This window comes from Rhodopseudomonas telluris (genome assembly GCF_042432815.1).
GTDB lineage: Bacteria > Pseudomonadota > Alphaproteobacteria > Rhizobiales > Xanthobacteraceae > Rhodopseudomonas > Rhodopseudomonas telluris.
Map to the genome: position 1 here is coordinate 568959 of NZ_JBHLWM010000005.1, position 15172 is coordinate 584130.

At 67.5% G+C, this 15172-nt stretch carries 13 protein-coding genes; 8 read left to right on the forward strand and 5 right to left on the reverse strand.

The genetic code is table 11. From position 1 onward, the window contains the following. Nucleotides 1-117 precede the first annotated feature (117 nt). Nucleotides 118-1581 (reverse strand): NAD(P)/FAD-dependent oxidoreductase, encoded by a 1464-nt coding sequence (locus ACFFJ6_RS14180; RefSeq protein WP_378388745.1) that lies wholly within the window; start codon nt 1579-1581, stop codon nt 118-120. A gap of 94 nt (nt 1582-1675) precedes the next feature. Here ACFFJ6_RS14180 and ACFFJ6_RS14185 point away from each other — a divergent pair, with 94 nt between their 5' ends. Then, nucleotides 1676-2206, forward strand: coding sequence for a SixA phosphatase family protein (locus tag ACFFJ6_RS14185; RefSeq protein ID WP_378388747.1), 531 nt, complete (start codon nt 1676-1678; stop codon nt 2204-2206). A 122-nt stretch (nt 2207-2328) separates the two neighbouring features. Next, nucleotides 2329-2757, forward strand: coding sequence for a universal stress protein (locus ACFFJ6_RS14190; RefSeq protein ID WP_378388749.1), 429 nt, complete (start codon nt 2329-2331; stop codon nt 2755-2757). Between the two features lie 103 nt (nt 2758-2860). On the opposite strand, the gene ACFFJ6_RS14195 is transcribed toward ACFFJ6_RS14190, so the two are convergent. After that, nucleotides 2861-3664, reverse strand: a complete 804-nt coding sequence (locus tag ACFFJ6_RS14195) for an SDR family oxidoreductase (RefSeq protein ID WP_378388751.1) — start codon at nt 3662-3664, stop codon at nt 2861-2863. 55 nt (nt 3665-3719) lie between these two features. Next, nucleotides 3720-4418 carry a PAQR family membrane homeostasis protein TrhA gene (gene trhA / locus ACFFJ6_RS14200; RefSeq protein ID WP_378388753.1) on the reverse strand — a complete coding sequence of 233 codons (699 nt, stop codon included), beginning with the start codon at nt 4416-4418 and terminating at the stop codon, nt 3720-3722. Nucleotides 4419-4628: 210 nt separating this feature from the next. Here trhA and ACFFJ6_RS14205 point away from each other — a divergent pair, with 210 nt between their 5' ends. The 4 genes from ACFFJ6_RS14205 (at nt 4629) to ACFFJ6_RS14220 (ending at nt 9774) form a co-directional block, all read left to right on the forward strand. Beyond that, nucleotides 4629-6098, forward strand: a complete 1470-nt coding sequence (locus ACFFJ6_RS14205) for a YcjX family GTP-binding protein (protein WP_378388755.1) — start codon at nt 4629-4631, stop codon at nt 6096-6098. After that, complete coding sequence (locus ACFFJ6_RS14210) at nt 6095-7168, forward strand: YcjF family protein (protein WP_378388757.1); 1074 nt, start codon at nt 6095-6097, stop codon at nt 7166-7168. Before ACFFJ6_RS14205 ends, ACFFJ6_RS14210 begins: the two co-directional genes overlap by 4 nt. Nucleotides 7169-7518: 350 nt before the next feature. Next, nucleotides 7519-9279: a 2Fe-2S iron-sulfur cluster-binding protein gene (locus tag ACFFJ6_RS14215; protein WP_378388759.1), complete on the forward strand. Its 1761-nt coding sequence runs from the start codon at nt 7519-7521 to the stop codon at nt 9277-9279. Nucleotides 9280-9537: 258 nt separating this feature from the next. Then, nucleotides 9538-9774 (forward strand): hypothetical protein, encoded by a 237-nt coding sequence (locus ACFFJ6_RS14220; RefSeq protein WP_378388761.1) that lies wholly within the window; start codon nt 9538-9540, stop codon nt 9772-9774. 85 nt (nt 9775-9859) lie between these two features. Here ACFFJ6_RS14220 and ACFFJ6_RS14225 read toward each other — a convergent pair whose 3' ends face one another. Next, nucleotides 9860-10459, reverse strand: coding sequence for a hypothetical protein (locus ACFFJ6_RS14225; protein WP_378389693.1), 600 nt, complete (start codon nt 10457-10459; stop codon nt 9860-9862). A 180-nt stretch (nt 10460-10639) separates the two neighbouring features. On the opposite strand from ACFFJ6_RS14225, the gene putA reads away from it, so the two are divergent. Next, nucleotides 10640-13645 carry a bifunctional proline dehydrogenase/L-glutamate gamma-semialdehyde dehydrogenase PutA gene (gene putA, locus ACFFJ6_RS14230; protein WP_378388763.1) on the forward strand — a complete coding sequence of 1002 codons (3006 nt, stop codon included), beginning with the start codon at nt 10640-10642 and terminating at the stop codon, nt 13643-13645. Between the two features lie 136 nt (nt 13646-13781). After that, a complete protein-coding gene (locus tag ACFFJ6_RS14235) occupies nt 13782-14987 on the forward strand; it encodes a CaiB/BaiF CoA transferase family protein (protein ID WP_378388765.1) in 1206 nt (401 codons plus the stop codon). Here the strand turns inward: ACFFJ6_RS14235 and ACFFJ6_RS14240 are convergent, their stop codons facing one another. After that, complete coding sequence (locus ACFFJ6_RS14240; RefSeq protein ID WP_378388767.1) at nt 14988-15149, reverse strand: hypothetical protein; 162 nt, start codon at nt 15147-15149, stop codon at nt 14988-14990. Nucleotides 15150-15172: the final 23 nt, after the last annotated feature.

Consider the following 15172-nt stretch of genomic DNA (forward strand, 5'->3'; position numbering starts at 1 on the left):
CCGTACGATGCAGGCCCAGGCGGCCGCAGTGATGGTCGAACGGAGATACGCGGCCGCAGTCCCGGAAGTTACAGCACGGCGTCCGGGCCGCGCTCACATTGTCGCGAGCGTCGGCAGCTAATGCTGCCCGCCGGAATCGGCGCGATGCTCATCCTGCACCGCATGATCGGGGCTCTCGGCTGGCCGCGCCGTCGGTGTCCGCTCGGCCGGGAAGCGCCGCACGCTGCGATTGGCGGCTTCGAGCCGCTCTTCGCGCAGCCGGCGACGCTCGGCGGCCCGTTCGCGGTAGCGCGCGAGCATGCCGGCCGCGATCGCCGTCCGCCGCTCGGCAATCGCGACGCCCTGACCGACGACCCGGCCGATCCGGCCGCCCGCCCAGACCAGCTCGAACGGATCGAACAGCTGCCAGCGCCGGTCGCCATGCACAATGCCCCGCGCGATCAGCCGACCGGCGATGGTGGTGGCGGCGAGCCCTTGGCGGCCGAAGCCGCTCGCCACCCACAGGCCGCGCCGCAATTCGCCGATCTGCGGCATCCCATGAACGGTCTGGCCGATCACTCCGCTCCAGCTCCGTTCGATGGCCACGGCCCCGAGTTGCGGATAGAGCGCGGCGATCCGCCGCCGGATCAGCCCTTCGAGGCGTCTGGGCGGGATCTCGAAAGTGGTCTCGGGGCCGGTCCACAGCAGTCGGTCGCCACCGACGATGCGGTAGTGATCGACGCCGTGCGTGTCGGCAATCGAGCCGGGGAAGGCGATCGCCTCGGCCAGCCGCTCGCCGAGCGGGGCCGTCAACACGGCGGTGCGCCACATCGGCAGCAGCGTCCGCGTCAGCCGCGGCGACGCCGCGCCGAGATGCACATTGCCGGCGAGGACGATATCGGACGCCCGCAGCCGCGCATGCGGGGTGACGATGCGCTTGCGGATGCCCGAGGAGTCGATGCCGAGCGCCGGCGTGTCTTCGAAGATCCGGACGCCGGCGCGGCGCGCCATCGCCTCGAGGCCGCGAATGTAGCGCCGTCCGTCGAGCTGGAACGCGTCAGGAAAATGAATGGCGTGGAAGTAGCGCTGCGTCCGCAGCACCTCGCGGACGCGGTCGATCTGCCAGCCTTCCACTTCGCTGCCGAAATCGACGCCGAGCGTTTGCAGCCGCGTGATCAGGCGGTCACCGAGGTCGACGTTGGAAACCTCCAGCGCGCCCGCGGACAGTGCGATGCCGGGCATCGCCTCTTCGGTGGCGCGCGCACGGACGATCGCCATGCCCTCATGGGAGAGCTTCCACAGCTCGCCCGCATGGGCGACACCAACCCGATCGATCAGGTCGCCGATCGGCACGCCGTAACCCGGCAGCACGCTGCCGAGCGTCGCGCCCGAGGCAGCCCAGCCGACCCGCCGTCCTTCCAGAACGGCGACGCTGAGGCCGAGCTGAGCCGCCTCCAGCGCCACCGACAGGCCGGCCAGACCGGCGCCGATCACGCACAGATCGACGTCGAGATCGAAGGTCAGCCGCGCGTGCAGTTCGGCGGCCGCTTCGGTCGGCAGCGGGTCCGGTCCATTCGTCGCACTTGTGACGGGCGGGGTCATGACGTTTCCTTACGGACAGCCCGTGCGATTGTCACCTTGTCCTGCCCGGGCACTTCGATTAATCCGCAAGCTCGCCCCCCGCTGGAAGGGACACATGCGCCGACTGATCCTGCTGCGTCACGCCAAAACCGAAACGGATGCGCCCACCGGCAACGATCACGACCGCCGGCTCGAGGACCGCGGCCGGGCCGATGCGGCCGCGATGGCGGAATGGCTGTCGGAGCAAAGGCTGGTGCCGGATCAGGTTCTGGTCTCGACCGCAGCGCGCACACGGGAGACGTGGGACATCCTCGCCGGCCTGTTCCCCGCGGGCGCCGAGCCGCAGGTCGAACATCTGCCGGAACTCTACAGCGCCAGCGCCGCACAATTGCTGCAGGCCGTGCACGAGGTGTCGGCCGGCATCAACCGGCTGATGCTGGTCGGGCACAATCCGGGCCTGCAGGAACTGGCACTCGGCCTGACCTGCGGGTGCAACGAATCCGACCGCAAGCTGCTGTCGGGCAACATGCCGACCAGTGCCATTGCGGTGATCGATTTCCCGATCGCCGACTGGGCCGACGCCCGGTTCGGCACCGGCAAGCTGCAGCACTTCGTCAGCCCGAAGATTCTGCGCGAGGCGAGTTAACAGATCGCCCGTCGAGACGACTGGCGCGCATCGCAGTGCGCAACCCAGCGCCTTCTCATTGCCGTCCGCCGCGCCCTCGCGCCATACTGCAGCGCATCGCCATGCGGCGCGGGAGGCTGCCAATGTTCAAATCGATCCTGGTGCCGATCGATCTCGCCGATACTGCACTGGCGAAGAAGGCCATCGACACGGCCGCGACGCTGGCCCGGACCTATGACGGCAAGGTGCGGCTGCTGCACGTGATCTCGCTCACGCCGGTGGTGCTGGCCGAGTACGTGCCGGCGGATTTCGACGAGCAGCAGCGCCACGATGCCGAGACAGCGCTCGCCGAGGTCGCGGCGGCTTCGGGCATCGAGCCGGCGCGGCTCTCCACCGCGGTGCGTCAGGGCGGCATCTATCACGAGATCATCGAGGAGGTGACCGCGATCGGCGCCGATCTGATCGTGATGAGTTCGCATCGCCCGGCGATGCGCAGCTACTTCCTCGGCTCCAACGCCGGACACGTCGTCCGCTACGCGCCCTGCTCGGTGCTGGTGGTGCGGGACAGCTAGTTTCAAGCTGCCCCGCGGTGGTGCGCGTTCCGCTTGCGACTCCCCACAGGCGAGGAGCCGGCAAGGAAATTAGCGATGAGAACGGCTGACGATCGCGGCCGCTCTAGTGCGCCTTCCCGCCAAAGCTCTCCCGCAGCTTGGCCTGGATCTTCGCCATGCCGCCGATCCAGCGGCCGTAGTTGTCGGTCTTCTTGCGCATGTAGTCGAGGACCTGCGGGTGCGGCAGGATCAGGAAGGTCTCCTGCTCGATGCCCTTCAGCGCGTCCTGCGCCACCTGCTCGGGCGACAGATTGCCGTCGGCGGATTGCGGGCCCTTCGGCAGGCCGCGCAGCATGTTGGTGTCGACGCCCTGCGGACACAGGATCGAGACGCGGATGTTATCGGCCTTGTGCGAGATCGCGAGGTTCTCCGCGAAGCCGACCGCGCCGTGCTTGGTGGCCGAATAGGCCGGGCTGCCGACCTGCGACAGCAGGCCCGCTGCCGAAATCGTATTGAGGAAATAGCCGCCGCCGCGCGCCTTGTAGCGCGGGATCAGATGCCGCGCGGCGTAGACATGCGCCATCACGTGGATCATCCAGCTCTTCATGAACGGCTCGTCCGAGGAGCCGCCGGCGTTCTCCGATAGCGGATCGAAGCCGCCGCCGATGCCGGCGTTGGAACAGAACAGGTCGATCGGCCCGAACTGGCGCTCGGTTTCCTCGATGACGTGCTGGATGTCGGATTCGTTGGCGACGTCGCATTTGAACGCCGCGCCGCCGATCGACTGCGCCACCGCGTCGGCGCGCGCCTGGTCGAGATCGGCCACGACCACCTTGGCGGCGCCCGCCTTGGCGAAAGCCTCGCACAGCGCCTGACCGATGCCGTTGCCGCCGCCGGTGACGACGACGACCTTGCCTGCAATCTGCATGTTTCCCCCGTGTTGTTGTTGCCGGGGTGTCTTTATCGCAAAGGCTGCGCGGCCGCTATGCCGCCAGCACCAGATCCATCACCGCCACATAGTGGCAGGCGGCGGCGAGCAGCACGAAGGCATGCCAGATCGCGTTCTGAAACCGTAGCCGGCGCCACGCATGGAAAATCACGCCGAGCGTGTAGAGCGCGCCGCCAATGCCGAGAAACCACATCGCCGTCGTCGGCAGCGTCTGGACCACCTGATCGTAGGCGATGATGCCGCTCCAGCCGAGCGCGAGATAGAGGCCGACCGAGAGCTTGTCGAACTTGCCCGGCTTGAACAGCTTGAGCAGGATGCCGACCGCCGCGACGCCCCAGACGCCGGCGAGCAGCGCCAGACCGAAGCTCTGGTCCGGGATCTGGCTGATGATCGGCGTGTAGGTGGCGGCGATCAGGATGTAGATCGCCGAATGATCGAACCGGCGCAGAACCCATTTGCGCGGCGACACCGGCCACAGATTGTAGGCTGCCGACAGGCCGAGCATCGCCAACAGACCGGTCGCATACACCGATACCGAGACGATCGTGGGGGTCGAGGCGAACACCCCTGTCAGCGTGATCAGCGCCGTCACGGCGATCAGGCCGGCGACCAGGCCCAGCACGTGGACCACACCGTCGGCGATCAGTTCGGCACGATCGTAGTTCCAGTGCACCGAGCCCTTGGCGTCGATCCTGGCGTGCGAAACGATTTGCTTCAAGCGGAACACTGTCATAGGCGGAGCGTGGGCCCTGTCTTTCGTTGATCTGGCACATACATGGCGATGCACAACGGTGCGATACAGGCCGGCCGCCTGCAATTGCCTGCCAATTTTATCCGTCGGAAAGGCGGCAAAGCCAAGGCCCCCCGCAGGTCGGATTGTCGCATTGCGCGTTTTCCGGCTAACGTCCCCGCCACCCTATCTTCTGATTGAATAATCGCCCGCATGGCCTTCAGTTTTTCAGATCTGGTCGAAGAAGCGTGGCTGTCGGCGCGGGCGCTGAAAGACTACAGCGAGAACATCTTCAATCCGACGGTCCGGCTCGGCGTCACCGGCCTGTCACGCGCCGGCAAGACGGTCTTCATCACCGCGCTGGTGCATGGGCTGTGCCGCGGCGGACGGTTTCCGATCTTCGAATCGATGTCGACCGGCCGGATCGCAACGGCCCGGCTGGCGCCGCAGCCCGACGACGCGGTGCCGCGGTTCGCTTACGAGACCTTCCTGGCGACGCTGATCGAGCAGCGGCAATGGCCGAGTTCGACCGTGGATATCAGCGAGCTGCGGCTGGTGATCGACTATCAGCGCAAGAACGGCGCCGAGCGGACGCTCACGCTGGACATCGTCGACTATCCCGGCGAGTGGCTGCTCGACCTGCCGCTCTTGAACAAGAGCTACGAGCAATGGGCCACGGAAAGTCTCGCGCTATCGCGGCAGGATCCGCGCGCCCGGGTGGCGCGGGAATGGCACGCGCATCTGGCGACGCTCGATCCGAACGGCCGCGAGAACGAGCAGGAAACGCTGACCGCGGCGCGGCTGTTCACCACCTATCTGCGCAACTGCCGCAACGAGCAGTTCGCCATGAGCCTGCTACCGCCCGGCCGCTTCCTGATGCCCGGCAACCTCGCCGGCTCGCCGGCGCTGACCTTTGCCCCATTGGACGTGCCGATCGACGGGACGCCGCCGGAGCGCTCGCTGTGGGCGATGATGCGGCGGCGGTTCGAGGCCTACAAGGACGTGGTGGTGCGGCCGTTCTTCCGCGATCACTTCGCCCGGCTCGACCGGCAGATCGTGCTGGCCGACGCGCTGAGTGCCTTCAACGCCGGGCCTGAGGCGCTGCAGGATCTCGAGGCCGCGCTGGCCGGCATTCTCGACTGCTTCCGCGTCGGCCGCTCGTCGCTGCTGGCGACGATGTTCCGGCCGCGGATCGACAGGATCCTGTTCGCCGCCACCAAGGCCGATCACCTGCACCATTCCAGTCACGATCGGCTGGAGGCGATCCTGCGCAAGCTGGTCGAGCGCGCCATGCAGCGCGCCGAATTCGCCGGCGCCACCGTCGACGTCGTCGCGCTGGCCGCGGTGCGCGCCACCCGCGAGGCACAGGTGCAGCGCGGCCGCGACCGGCTGCCGTCGATCGTCGGCACGCCGATCAAAGGGGAAATGGCCGAGGGCGAAGTGTTCGACGGCGAGACCGAGGTCGCGACCTTCCCGGGCGACCTGCCGACCAATCTGCAGGGCCTGTTCAAGGGCGAGGACACCTTCCGCGGCCTCGCGGCCGGCCCGCATCAGGACGCTGACTTCCGCTTCCTTCGCTTCCGGCCGCCACGGCTCGCCACGCACGACCCCGAGGGGCCGGCGCTGCCTCACATCCGCCTCGACCGCACGCTCCAGTTCCTGATCGGAGACAAACTGCAATGACCGAGCGGGTCCCTCCGCGCCGGCCGGCGACCTTCAAGCTGACCGACCCCAGCGTCGTGCTGATCGACTCGGACGACACCGGCCCGAGCGCCCGCCCCACTGCGCCCGACCCGGCGCCCTCGGCGCCACCGCCACGCGCCCGCGTGCAGCTCGCGCAGGAGAAGGAAACGCCGATCGTGGCGCCCAAGGCCCCGCGCAGCATCATCAATCCGAAGAAGGGCTTCAGCTGGGGCACGCTGTTCTGGACCGCGGCGACCGGCCTGCTGTCGCTGGCGTTCTGGCTGTGGGTCAGCAAGCTGGTCGAGGATCTGTTTGCGCAGAGCACCACGCTTGGCACCGTCGGCGCGATCCTCGCGACGCTGGCCGGCGGCTCGCTCGCGATCATCATCGGCCGCGAGGCGTTCGGCCTGATGCGGCTGTCGCGGATCGAGCAACTGCACAGCCGCGCCGCCCGCGTGATCGAGACCGACAACCGCGCCGAAGCGCAGGCGATCGTGCGCGAGCTCCTGAAGTTCGAAAGCCCCAATCCCCAGCTCGCCCACGGCCGCGCCACGCTCACCAAGCATCTCGACGACATCATCGACGGCGCCGACCTGATCCGGCTCGCCGAACGCGAACTGATGACGACTCTCGACATCGAGGCGCGCGCGCTGATCTCGAAGGCGGCGCAGCGCGTCTCGGTCGTTACCGCGATCAGTCCGAAGGCGCTGATCGACGTGCTGTTCGTGGCGATCGCCGCCACCCGGCTGATCGGCCAGCTCGCGCGGCTGTATGGCGGGCGCCCCGGCGCGCTCGGCATGATGAAGCTGATGCGCCAGACAGTGTCGCACCTTGCCATCACCGGCGGCATCGCGCTCGGCGACAGCGTCATGCAGTCCGTGCTCGGCCACGGCCTCGCCTCGCGGCTATCGTCCAAGCTCGGCGAAGGCGTCGTCAACGGCATGCTGACTGCCCGCCTCGGCCTCGCCGCCATCGACCTGACCCGCCCCCTGCCCTTCAACGCCCTGCCCCGCCCCGTGCTCGGCGATCTGGTCAAGGACCTGCTGAAGAAGCGGGAGAAGGAAGAGTAAACCAGCGCCGACGCCGTGGGGGCCTAAGCCCTCCTTAACTTTCACTAACCGTCCGTTAACAACGGCGCTGTCACTGGCTCCCCACCTCACCTCAAGCACTGCGCGCCGCCTCGCCTATGCGGGAGAGTGTCGGGTGAGGAACGGCCGCGGGTCGCCGATGCTTGGCGGAGCTGAACCGCGTCCTCGCCGCCGACGGACCCACAATGTTCTCGGCGCTCACGAAGCTTCAATTCGAGCCATCACCGTCGTTGGTAAGTTGACGCCATCCGGCAGACCTTTCAAAAGTCGTCATTCCGGGGCGCGAGAAGCGCGCCCCTCGGAATTCATGAGCACTGCAGGGAAGGGACTGGATGAAGCGCCGAGCCAGCGAAGCGGACGGTCCGCGCCCGCGGACGTTCGGGTGGCTCCGCCGCATCGGCGTCCGACAGCTCCGGATGTTCACCGGGCTGGTGATGTTCGCTTACTTGCTCAGCCATTTCCTCAATCACGCGCTCGGCAATATCTCGCCGGAGGCACTGCAGGCCGGCGTGCTGTGGCATCTGGAGATCTGGCAGTTCCTGCCGGTCGCGATCCTGTTTTACGGGTCCGTGACGATCCACGCGGCGCTCGGCCTATGGGCCTTGTATCAGCGGCGCCAGTTCCGTTGGCGCACCGTCGAGCCGCTGCAGCTCGTGCTGGGTCTCAGCGTGCCGCTGCTGATCTACACCCATGTCATCGGCCTGCGGCTGAGCCACGTGCTGTACGGCATCGACAAGCTGTATCCGCAGGTGCTGTACGCCTATTGGGTGGCGTGGCCGACGTACCGGATCTGGCTGATGGTCACGGTGATGCTGGTGGCGTGGATTCACGGCTGCATCGGACTTGGACTCTGGCTGCGTATCAAGCCCGCCTTCCGCAAGGCGATGCCGGCGCTACTCGTCGTCGCCGTACTGATCCCGACCCTCGCATTGCTCGGCTTCTATGAAGGCGGCCGCGACGTGATCCGCGTCGCCGCCGATCCCGCCTGGCAGGACGCCAACCTCTCGATCAAGCAGATGGGCACGCTGCAGCAGCAGCGGACGCTCGACCGGATCGGCGATGCATTCGTGATCGGCTATCTCGGCCTGATCGCGCTCGCTCTGGTGGCACGCGCCATCCGCGGCCTCAACGAGCGCCGCGGCGGCATGATCCGGCTGACCTATGGGGGCGATCGCACCGTCCGCGTGCCGAAGGGCATGAGCGTGCTCGAAGCCAGCCTGCGCCATAACATTCCCCACGCCAGCGTCTGCGGCGGCCGTGCCCGCTGCTCGACCTGCCGCATCCGCGTGATCGGCGATGTCGACGAATTGCCGCCGCCGACGAGCCGCGAGGCCTTCGTCCTCGGCAGCGTGGGAGCGGCCGACGATCCGACCATCCGGCTCGCCTGCCAGCTCCGTCCCACGCACGACCTCACCTTCCTGCCGGTGTTTCCGCCACGCAACGTCGCGGCCGCGCGACAGGCCGCGCGGTCGGCGCGGATCGGCGACGAGCGCTATCTGGTCAGCATGTTCGTCGATCTGCGCGGCTCGACCCAGATCGCCGAGACGCGTCTGCCGTTCGACACCGTGTTCATCGTCAACCGCTTCCTCGGCGCGGTGTCTCGCGCGGTGATCGCCTGCGGCGGCCAGCCCAATCAGTTCGTCGGCGACGGCGTCCTGGCGCTGTTCGGCATGAACGAGCAGCCACGCGACGCTTGCCGCAACGCGATCCGGGCCGCGGCTGCGATCGCCGCATCCGTCGATGAACTCAACGGCTTCATCGGCCACGACCTCGGCTCGCCGATCCGCTTCGGCATCGGCATCCACGGCGGCCTCGTGATCCTCGGCGAGATCGGCTATCGCGACCACATGGTGTTCACCGCGCTCGGCGATTCCGTCAACGTCGCGGCGAGGCTGCAGGACATGACCAAGGCGCTCGGCTGCGAGACGCTGCTCTCCGATGAACTCCGCGCCACCGCCGGCCTCCCCGCTGACGCGCTGCCGACCCAGCAGGTGGACATCCGCGGCCGCGCCGAGCCGATGCTGGTCTGCCCGATCGCCCAGTCGCGCGAACTGACGGCCGCGCTGGACGCCAGCGAACTGACGCTGGCGTAGCAAGTAACTGACGTCACAAAGACGGTTTCTTTCATTGCTGAGCTTCATCCTGAGGTGTCGTCGCGAAGCGACGGCCTCGAGGGATGGGCCACGAGTCGCGTGCAGCCGCATCCTGCGCGTCGGCCGCGACAGAAAACAACCGGACAGCGTGAACCCGTCTGATTTTCGTGACGACGAAGGTGCGATGGGCAGGATCTAGCAGTCAGGATCCGACTGGACTAACAACCGCGCCTCGTGCGCATGAGGAGGAGTACGACCATGTTTCGCACACTCGCACTCGGACTGATCGCTGCCGCTTCGCTCGGCGTCGCGGCGCTGGCACCGACCGCGGCCTCCGCCGGTGGCGGCTGGGGCTGGCATCCGCACCACCATCATTGGCATGGCCCGGCGTTCGGGATCGGCTTCGTCGGCTATGACAGCGGCAGCTGCTACGTCACCCGCCGCGTCGCGACGCCCTATGGCTGGCGGTGGCGGACCTTCAACATCTGCGACTGATCGATCCCCATCGCAGTTGCAGATGCGGACGTCCCGGTCGCCGGCGCGACCGGGACGTCCATCGCGTTGACTGCTTTCGGGATGCTCAGTCGAGCTTGACCCACTGGTCCACCGGCATCACCTCCGGAGACTGCGCATAAGCGCGGGTCCACATATCCACCACCCATTCGGCGCCGGTGCCGCGCTCGACCAGCACGGCGGTGTTGTGCGGCGTCTGCAGCACCAGCACGTTGCCGCGATACTTCGGATCGCCGACGCTGTGATACTTGAGCAGGCCCCACTCCTGCATCACCAGCAGCAGACTCGTCGTGTTGCGCGTCGTGTCCCAGCAGTCGTAATTGTGCTTGTCGTCGAAATAGCGGAAGTCGGCGCGGGCGATGCGCTTGTCGGTGCCCAGCACCGGGCCGAGCTTACGGTCGAGCCACACCACCGCGGCCTGCACCGCCTTGCGTTCCGCCGCAGCGGACGCCTTGCCCGCGGCCATGATCCGGGTCAGCGCCGCACGGTCGCCGGCGGTGAAGGTGAACTCGTGACGACGGCGGCAAACGAAGCCGTAGCAGACCGTCATGGTCGAGGCCGTCGGCGGGAAGATCGACACCGAGGTGTAGAGCTGCGCCACCTGGGAGCTGAGCTGACCGGCCCGCGCCGGCATCAGCATCTCACCGAGAGCGACCACCGCCGTCATCGCGGCGAACACGCCACGTCTCGCGTCTGACCTCAGCTTTCCTGCCCGCATTCCGTTCTCAGCCCTGTCGAAAACCCTGCGAACGCTAGCGTGACCGGCTGCCGGTGCCAATATGGGAGTGAGAGACCGCCCGATTTGCTGCACAGGCTGATGCGGGCCGCACACACTCGAGGATCGTCAATGTCGCCCCATCCGCCGATCCCCACCTTTGCGGCACCCTATGCGCCCGATGACGGGACGCTCGCCGCCGAACTGCTGCACGCGGTTCCGCGCGAGCCTGCGAGTGAGGCGCGGATCGATGCGACCGCCACCGCGCTGATCGACGCGATCCGGGCCGACGACCGGCTCGGCAGCGTCGAGGCGATGCTGCGCGAATACGCGCTGTCGACCAAGGAGGGGCTGGCGCTGATGGTGCTGGCCGAGGCGCTGCTGCGCATCCCGGACGCCGCGACGGCCGACGCATTCATCGAGGACAAGCTCGGCCAGGGTGATTTCGCGCATCATCGCATCCAGTCCGACGCGCTGCTGGTGAATGCATCGGCGTGGGCGATCGGCCTCTCGGCCCTCGTCGTCCAGGCCGGCGAGACACCGCAGGGCACGCTCGGCGCACTGGCAAAGCGGATCGGCGCGCCGGCGGTGCGGGCGGCGACGCGGCAGGCCATGCGGCTCATCGGCAATCACTTCGTGCTCGGCGAGACGATCGAGGCCGCCCTCACGCGCGCCCAGGCGCATGAGCGTGAGGGCGTGCGCTACTCCTACGACATGCTTGGCGAAGGCGCGCGGACACGGGAGGATGCCGAGCGGTACTACGCCTCCTATGCGCACGCGATCGCAGCGATCGGGCGCGCGGCCGCCAATGCACCGTTGCCGGCACGGCCCGGCATCTCGGTGAAGCTGTCGGCGCTGCACCCCCGGTTCGAGGCGGTGAGCCGGGAACGTGTCCTGGGCGAGCTGACGCCTCGGCTGATCGAGTTGGCGCGGCAGGCAAGACAGCATGATCTCGCCTTCACGATCGACGCCGAAGAGGCCGACCGGCTCGAACTGTCGCTGGAGGTGTTTGCTGCCTGTCTGGCCGATCCGTCGCTGAGCGGATGGGATGGCTATGGGCTCGCGGTGCAGGCGTATCAGAAGCGCGCGGCCGCCGTGATCGATCACGTCGCTGAACTGGCGGAGCGCTTCGACCGCCGGCTGATGCTGCGCCTCGTGAAGGGCGCCTATTGGGACACCGAGATCAAGCGCGCGCAGGAGCGCGGGCTGGACGACTATCCGGTGCTGACCCGCAAGGCGATGACTGACCTCAACTACGTGCATTGTGCGCACAAGCTGCTGGCGCTGCGACCGCGGATCTATCCGCAATTCGCCAGCCACAACGCGCTGACGGTCGCCACCGTGCTCGAACTCGCCGGCGGCAGCGACGGCTACGAATTCCAGCGGCTGCACGGCATGGGCGATGCGCTGTATGCGCGGCTGCTGGCCGATCACCCCGCGCTGGCCTGCCGAATCTACGCGCCAGTCGGCGGCCACCGCGACCTGCTGGCTTATCTGGTGCGGCGGCTGCTGGAGAACGGCGCCAATTCGTCCTTCGTGGCGCAAGCCGGCGACGACCGCGTGCCGGTCGAAAAGCTGCTACAGCGGCCGGCCACGATCATCGGAACGCCGAAGCAGGCGCGCAACGACCACATTCGGCCGCCGCGCGCGCTGTATCAGCCACAGCGCATCAACTCACGCGGCATCGAACTCGGCGACCGCGCGGCACTGCAGGCCTTGCTCGGCGACATCGGTGCGGCGCGGCGGCCGCTTTCGACGATGGCCGCAACCACGGCGGAGCAAGCTGTGGCGGCAATCGCTGCGGGCCGAAAAGGCTTCGCTGTATGGAGCACCACGCCAGCTGAGGTGAGAGCGGCCGCGCTCGAGCGCGCGGGGGACCTGCTGGAACAGCGGCGCACCACCTTCATCGCGCTGTTGCAGGACGAGGGCGGCAAGACGCTGGACGATTGCATTTCGGAAGTGCGCGAGGCGATCGACTACTGCCGCTACTACGCGGCAGAAGGCCGGCGTCTGTTCGGGGACGGCGTGGCGCTCCCCGGCCCCACCGGCGAGAGCAACACGCTGCGGCTGCGCGGCCGCGGCGTAGTCGTCGCGATTAGTCCCTGGAACTTCCCGCTGGCGATTTTCCTCGGCCAAGTCACGGCGGCGCTGATGGCCGGTAACGCTGTGGTGGCCAAGCCGGCAGAGCAAACGCCGGTGATCGCGGAGCTCGCCGTGACGCTGCTGCATGAAGCGGGCGTGCCACCCGAGGCCTTGCAGCTTGTGCAAGGCGACGGCGCGATCGGCGCCGCGCTGGTCGCGCATCCCGACATCGCCGGCGTGGTGTTCACCGGCTCGACCGAGGTGGCGCGCGCGATCAACCGCGCGCTCGCCGCCAAGGACGGGCCGATCGTGCCGCTAATTGCCGAGACCGGCGGCATCAACGCGATGATCGTCGACGCCACCGCGCTGCCCGAGCAGGTGGCGGACGATGTGGTCGCTTCGGCATTCCGCTCCGCCGGGCAGCGCTGCTCGGCGCTGCGGCTATTGTTCGTGCAGGACGACGTCGCCGATCGGACGATCGAACTGATCACCGGCAGCGCGCGCGAACTGCGTCTCGGCGATCCACGCGATCCGGCGACGCATATCGGCCCGGTGATCGACGCCGAGGCAAAGGCCAAGCTCGACGCTCACATTGCGCACATGAGACGCGACGCACGGCTGCACTACGCGGGCGATGCACCGACGACCGGCACCTATGTGGCGCCGCACATCTTCGAACTGCGCAGCGCCGCGGAACTGACCGAGGAGGTGTTCGGCCCGATCCTGCACGTGGTGCGCTACAACGCTTCGGAACTCGACGCAGTGGTCGGCGCCATCGCGGCAAGCCGCTACGCGCTGACGCTCGGCGTGCAGTCGCGGATCGACGAGACAGTTGCGCGAATCGTCGATCGGCTGCCGGTCGGCAATGTTTACGTCAACCGCAATATCATCGGCGCGGTCATCGGCGTGCAGCCGTTCGGCGGCTCCGGACTGTCCGGCACCGGCCCGAAAGCCGGCGGCCCGCATTATCTGCCGCGGTTCGCACTGGAACAGACTTTATCGATCAACACAGCCGCTGCGGGCGGCAATGCCGCCCTGCTTTCGGGCGACGCGTGAGCACCGGCATGCAGAGCGGCATGCGGGTTCGAATATTGCATCGCTGCGCGAACGCGGTTCATATGCGCGAGACGCGGAATGCGCACGGCGCATATTCCGGCCGACGAAACAAGAAACGCCAAGGGAGCAGTTTGCGATGGACGACGGCATCTTCAAGGGACTCAAGGTGCTCGACTGTGCCAGCTTCATCGCAGCCCCGGCGGCCGCCACCGTGCTGTCCGATTTCGGCGCCGACGTCATCAAGATCGAACCGCCCGGCGCCGGCGATCCCTATCGCAACCTGCCCAATCTTCCCGGCTATCCGCGCAGCGAGCATAACTACGCGTGGATGATGGAATCGCGCAACAAGCGCAGCCTCGCACTCGATCTCGCCAAGCCCGAAGGCAAAGAGGTGCTGCGCAAGCTGGTCGCCGAGGCCGACGTGTTCATCACCAACTTCCCGCCGCCGGTGCGCGCGCGGCTCGGGATCACCTACGCGGATCTCGCGCCGCTCAATGAGCGTCTGATCTATGCGAGCTTCACCGGCTATGGCGAGCGCGGCGCGGAAGCCGACAAGCCGGGCTTCGACAGCAACGCCTGGTGGGCACGCTCCGGCATGATGGATCTGGTCCGCGCCGACGAGGAGTCGACGCCCGCCCGCTCGGTCGCCGGCATGGGCGACCATCCCTGCGCAATGGCGCTGTACGGCGCGATCGTCACCGCACTGTACAAGCGCGAGCGTAGCGGCAAGGGCAGCGAGGTGAAATCCAACCTGATGGCCAACGGCATCTGGTCGTCGAGCGTGCTGGCGCAGGCCAAGCTGGTCGGCGCCGAATTCCAGGAGCGGCGGCCGCGCGAGCGCGCCCTCAACGCGGTGGCCAATCACTATCGCTGCCGCGACGGCCGCTGGCTGATCCTGTCGCTGCTCAACGAGGAGAGGCAGTGGCCGACGCTGACGCGCTGTCTCGGCCGTGAAGATCTCACCAATGACCCACGCTTCGCCACCAAGCCCGATCGCCACGCGCGTTCGATCGAGCTGATCGCGATTTTCGACGAGATCTTCGCGACGCGCGATCTCGCGGAGTGGCGCAAGGCGCTCGACGGAAACGGCCTGGTGTTCGGCGTCGTCGGCATTCTCGACGACATCCCGAACGATCAGCAGATGATCGAGAACGAAGTGCTGGTGCCGTTCGAGAACAACACGATCATGACGATCAACAGCCCGATCTGGGTCGAGGGCAGCACCAAAACCAGGCCGCGACTTCCGCCCGCCGTCGGCGAACACAGCGACGAAGTGCTGCGCGGCGCCGGTTACGACGACGCGGCGATCCGCGCGCTACGCGCGGCGGGCGCGGTCGGATAGTTAGCGGCGGAAGAAAACCCAGCCGAACACGACGATCGCAATCACGATGGTGATTGCGATCGCGAAGGCAGAGATGCGGACCGAACTTGCGGTCTGCCGGGCGCTTTCATTGTCGGCGATCTCGCTATTGATCTGTTTGGTGTCAGAACCTGGATCACTCACCGGCCCCTCCTTGATCAGGTCCG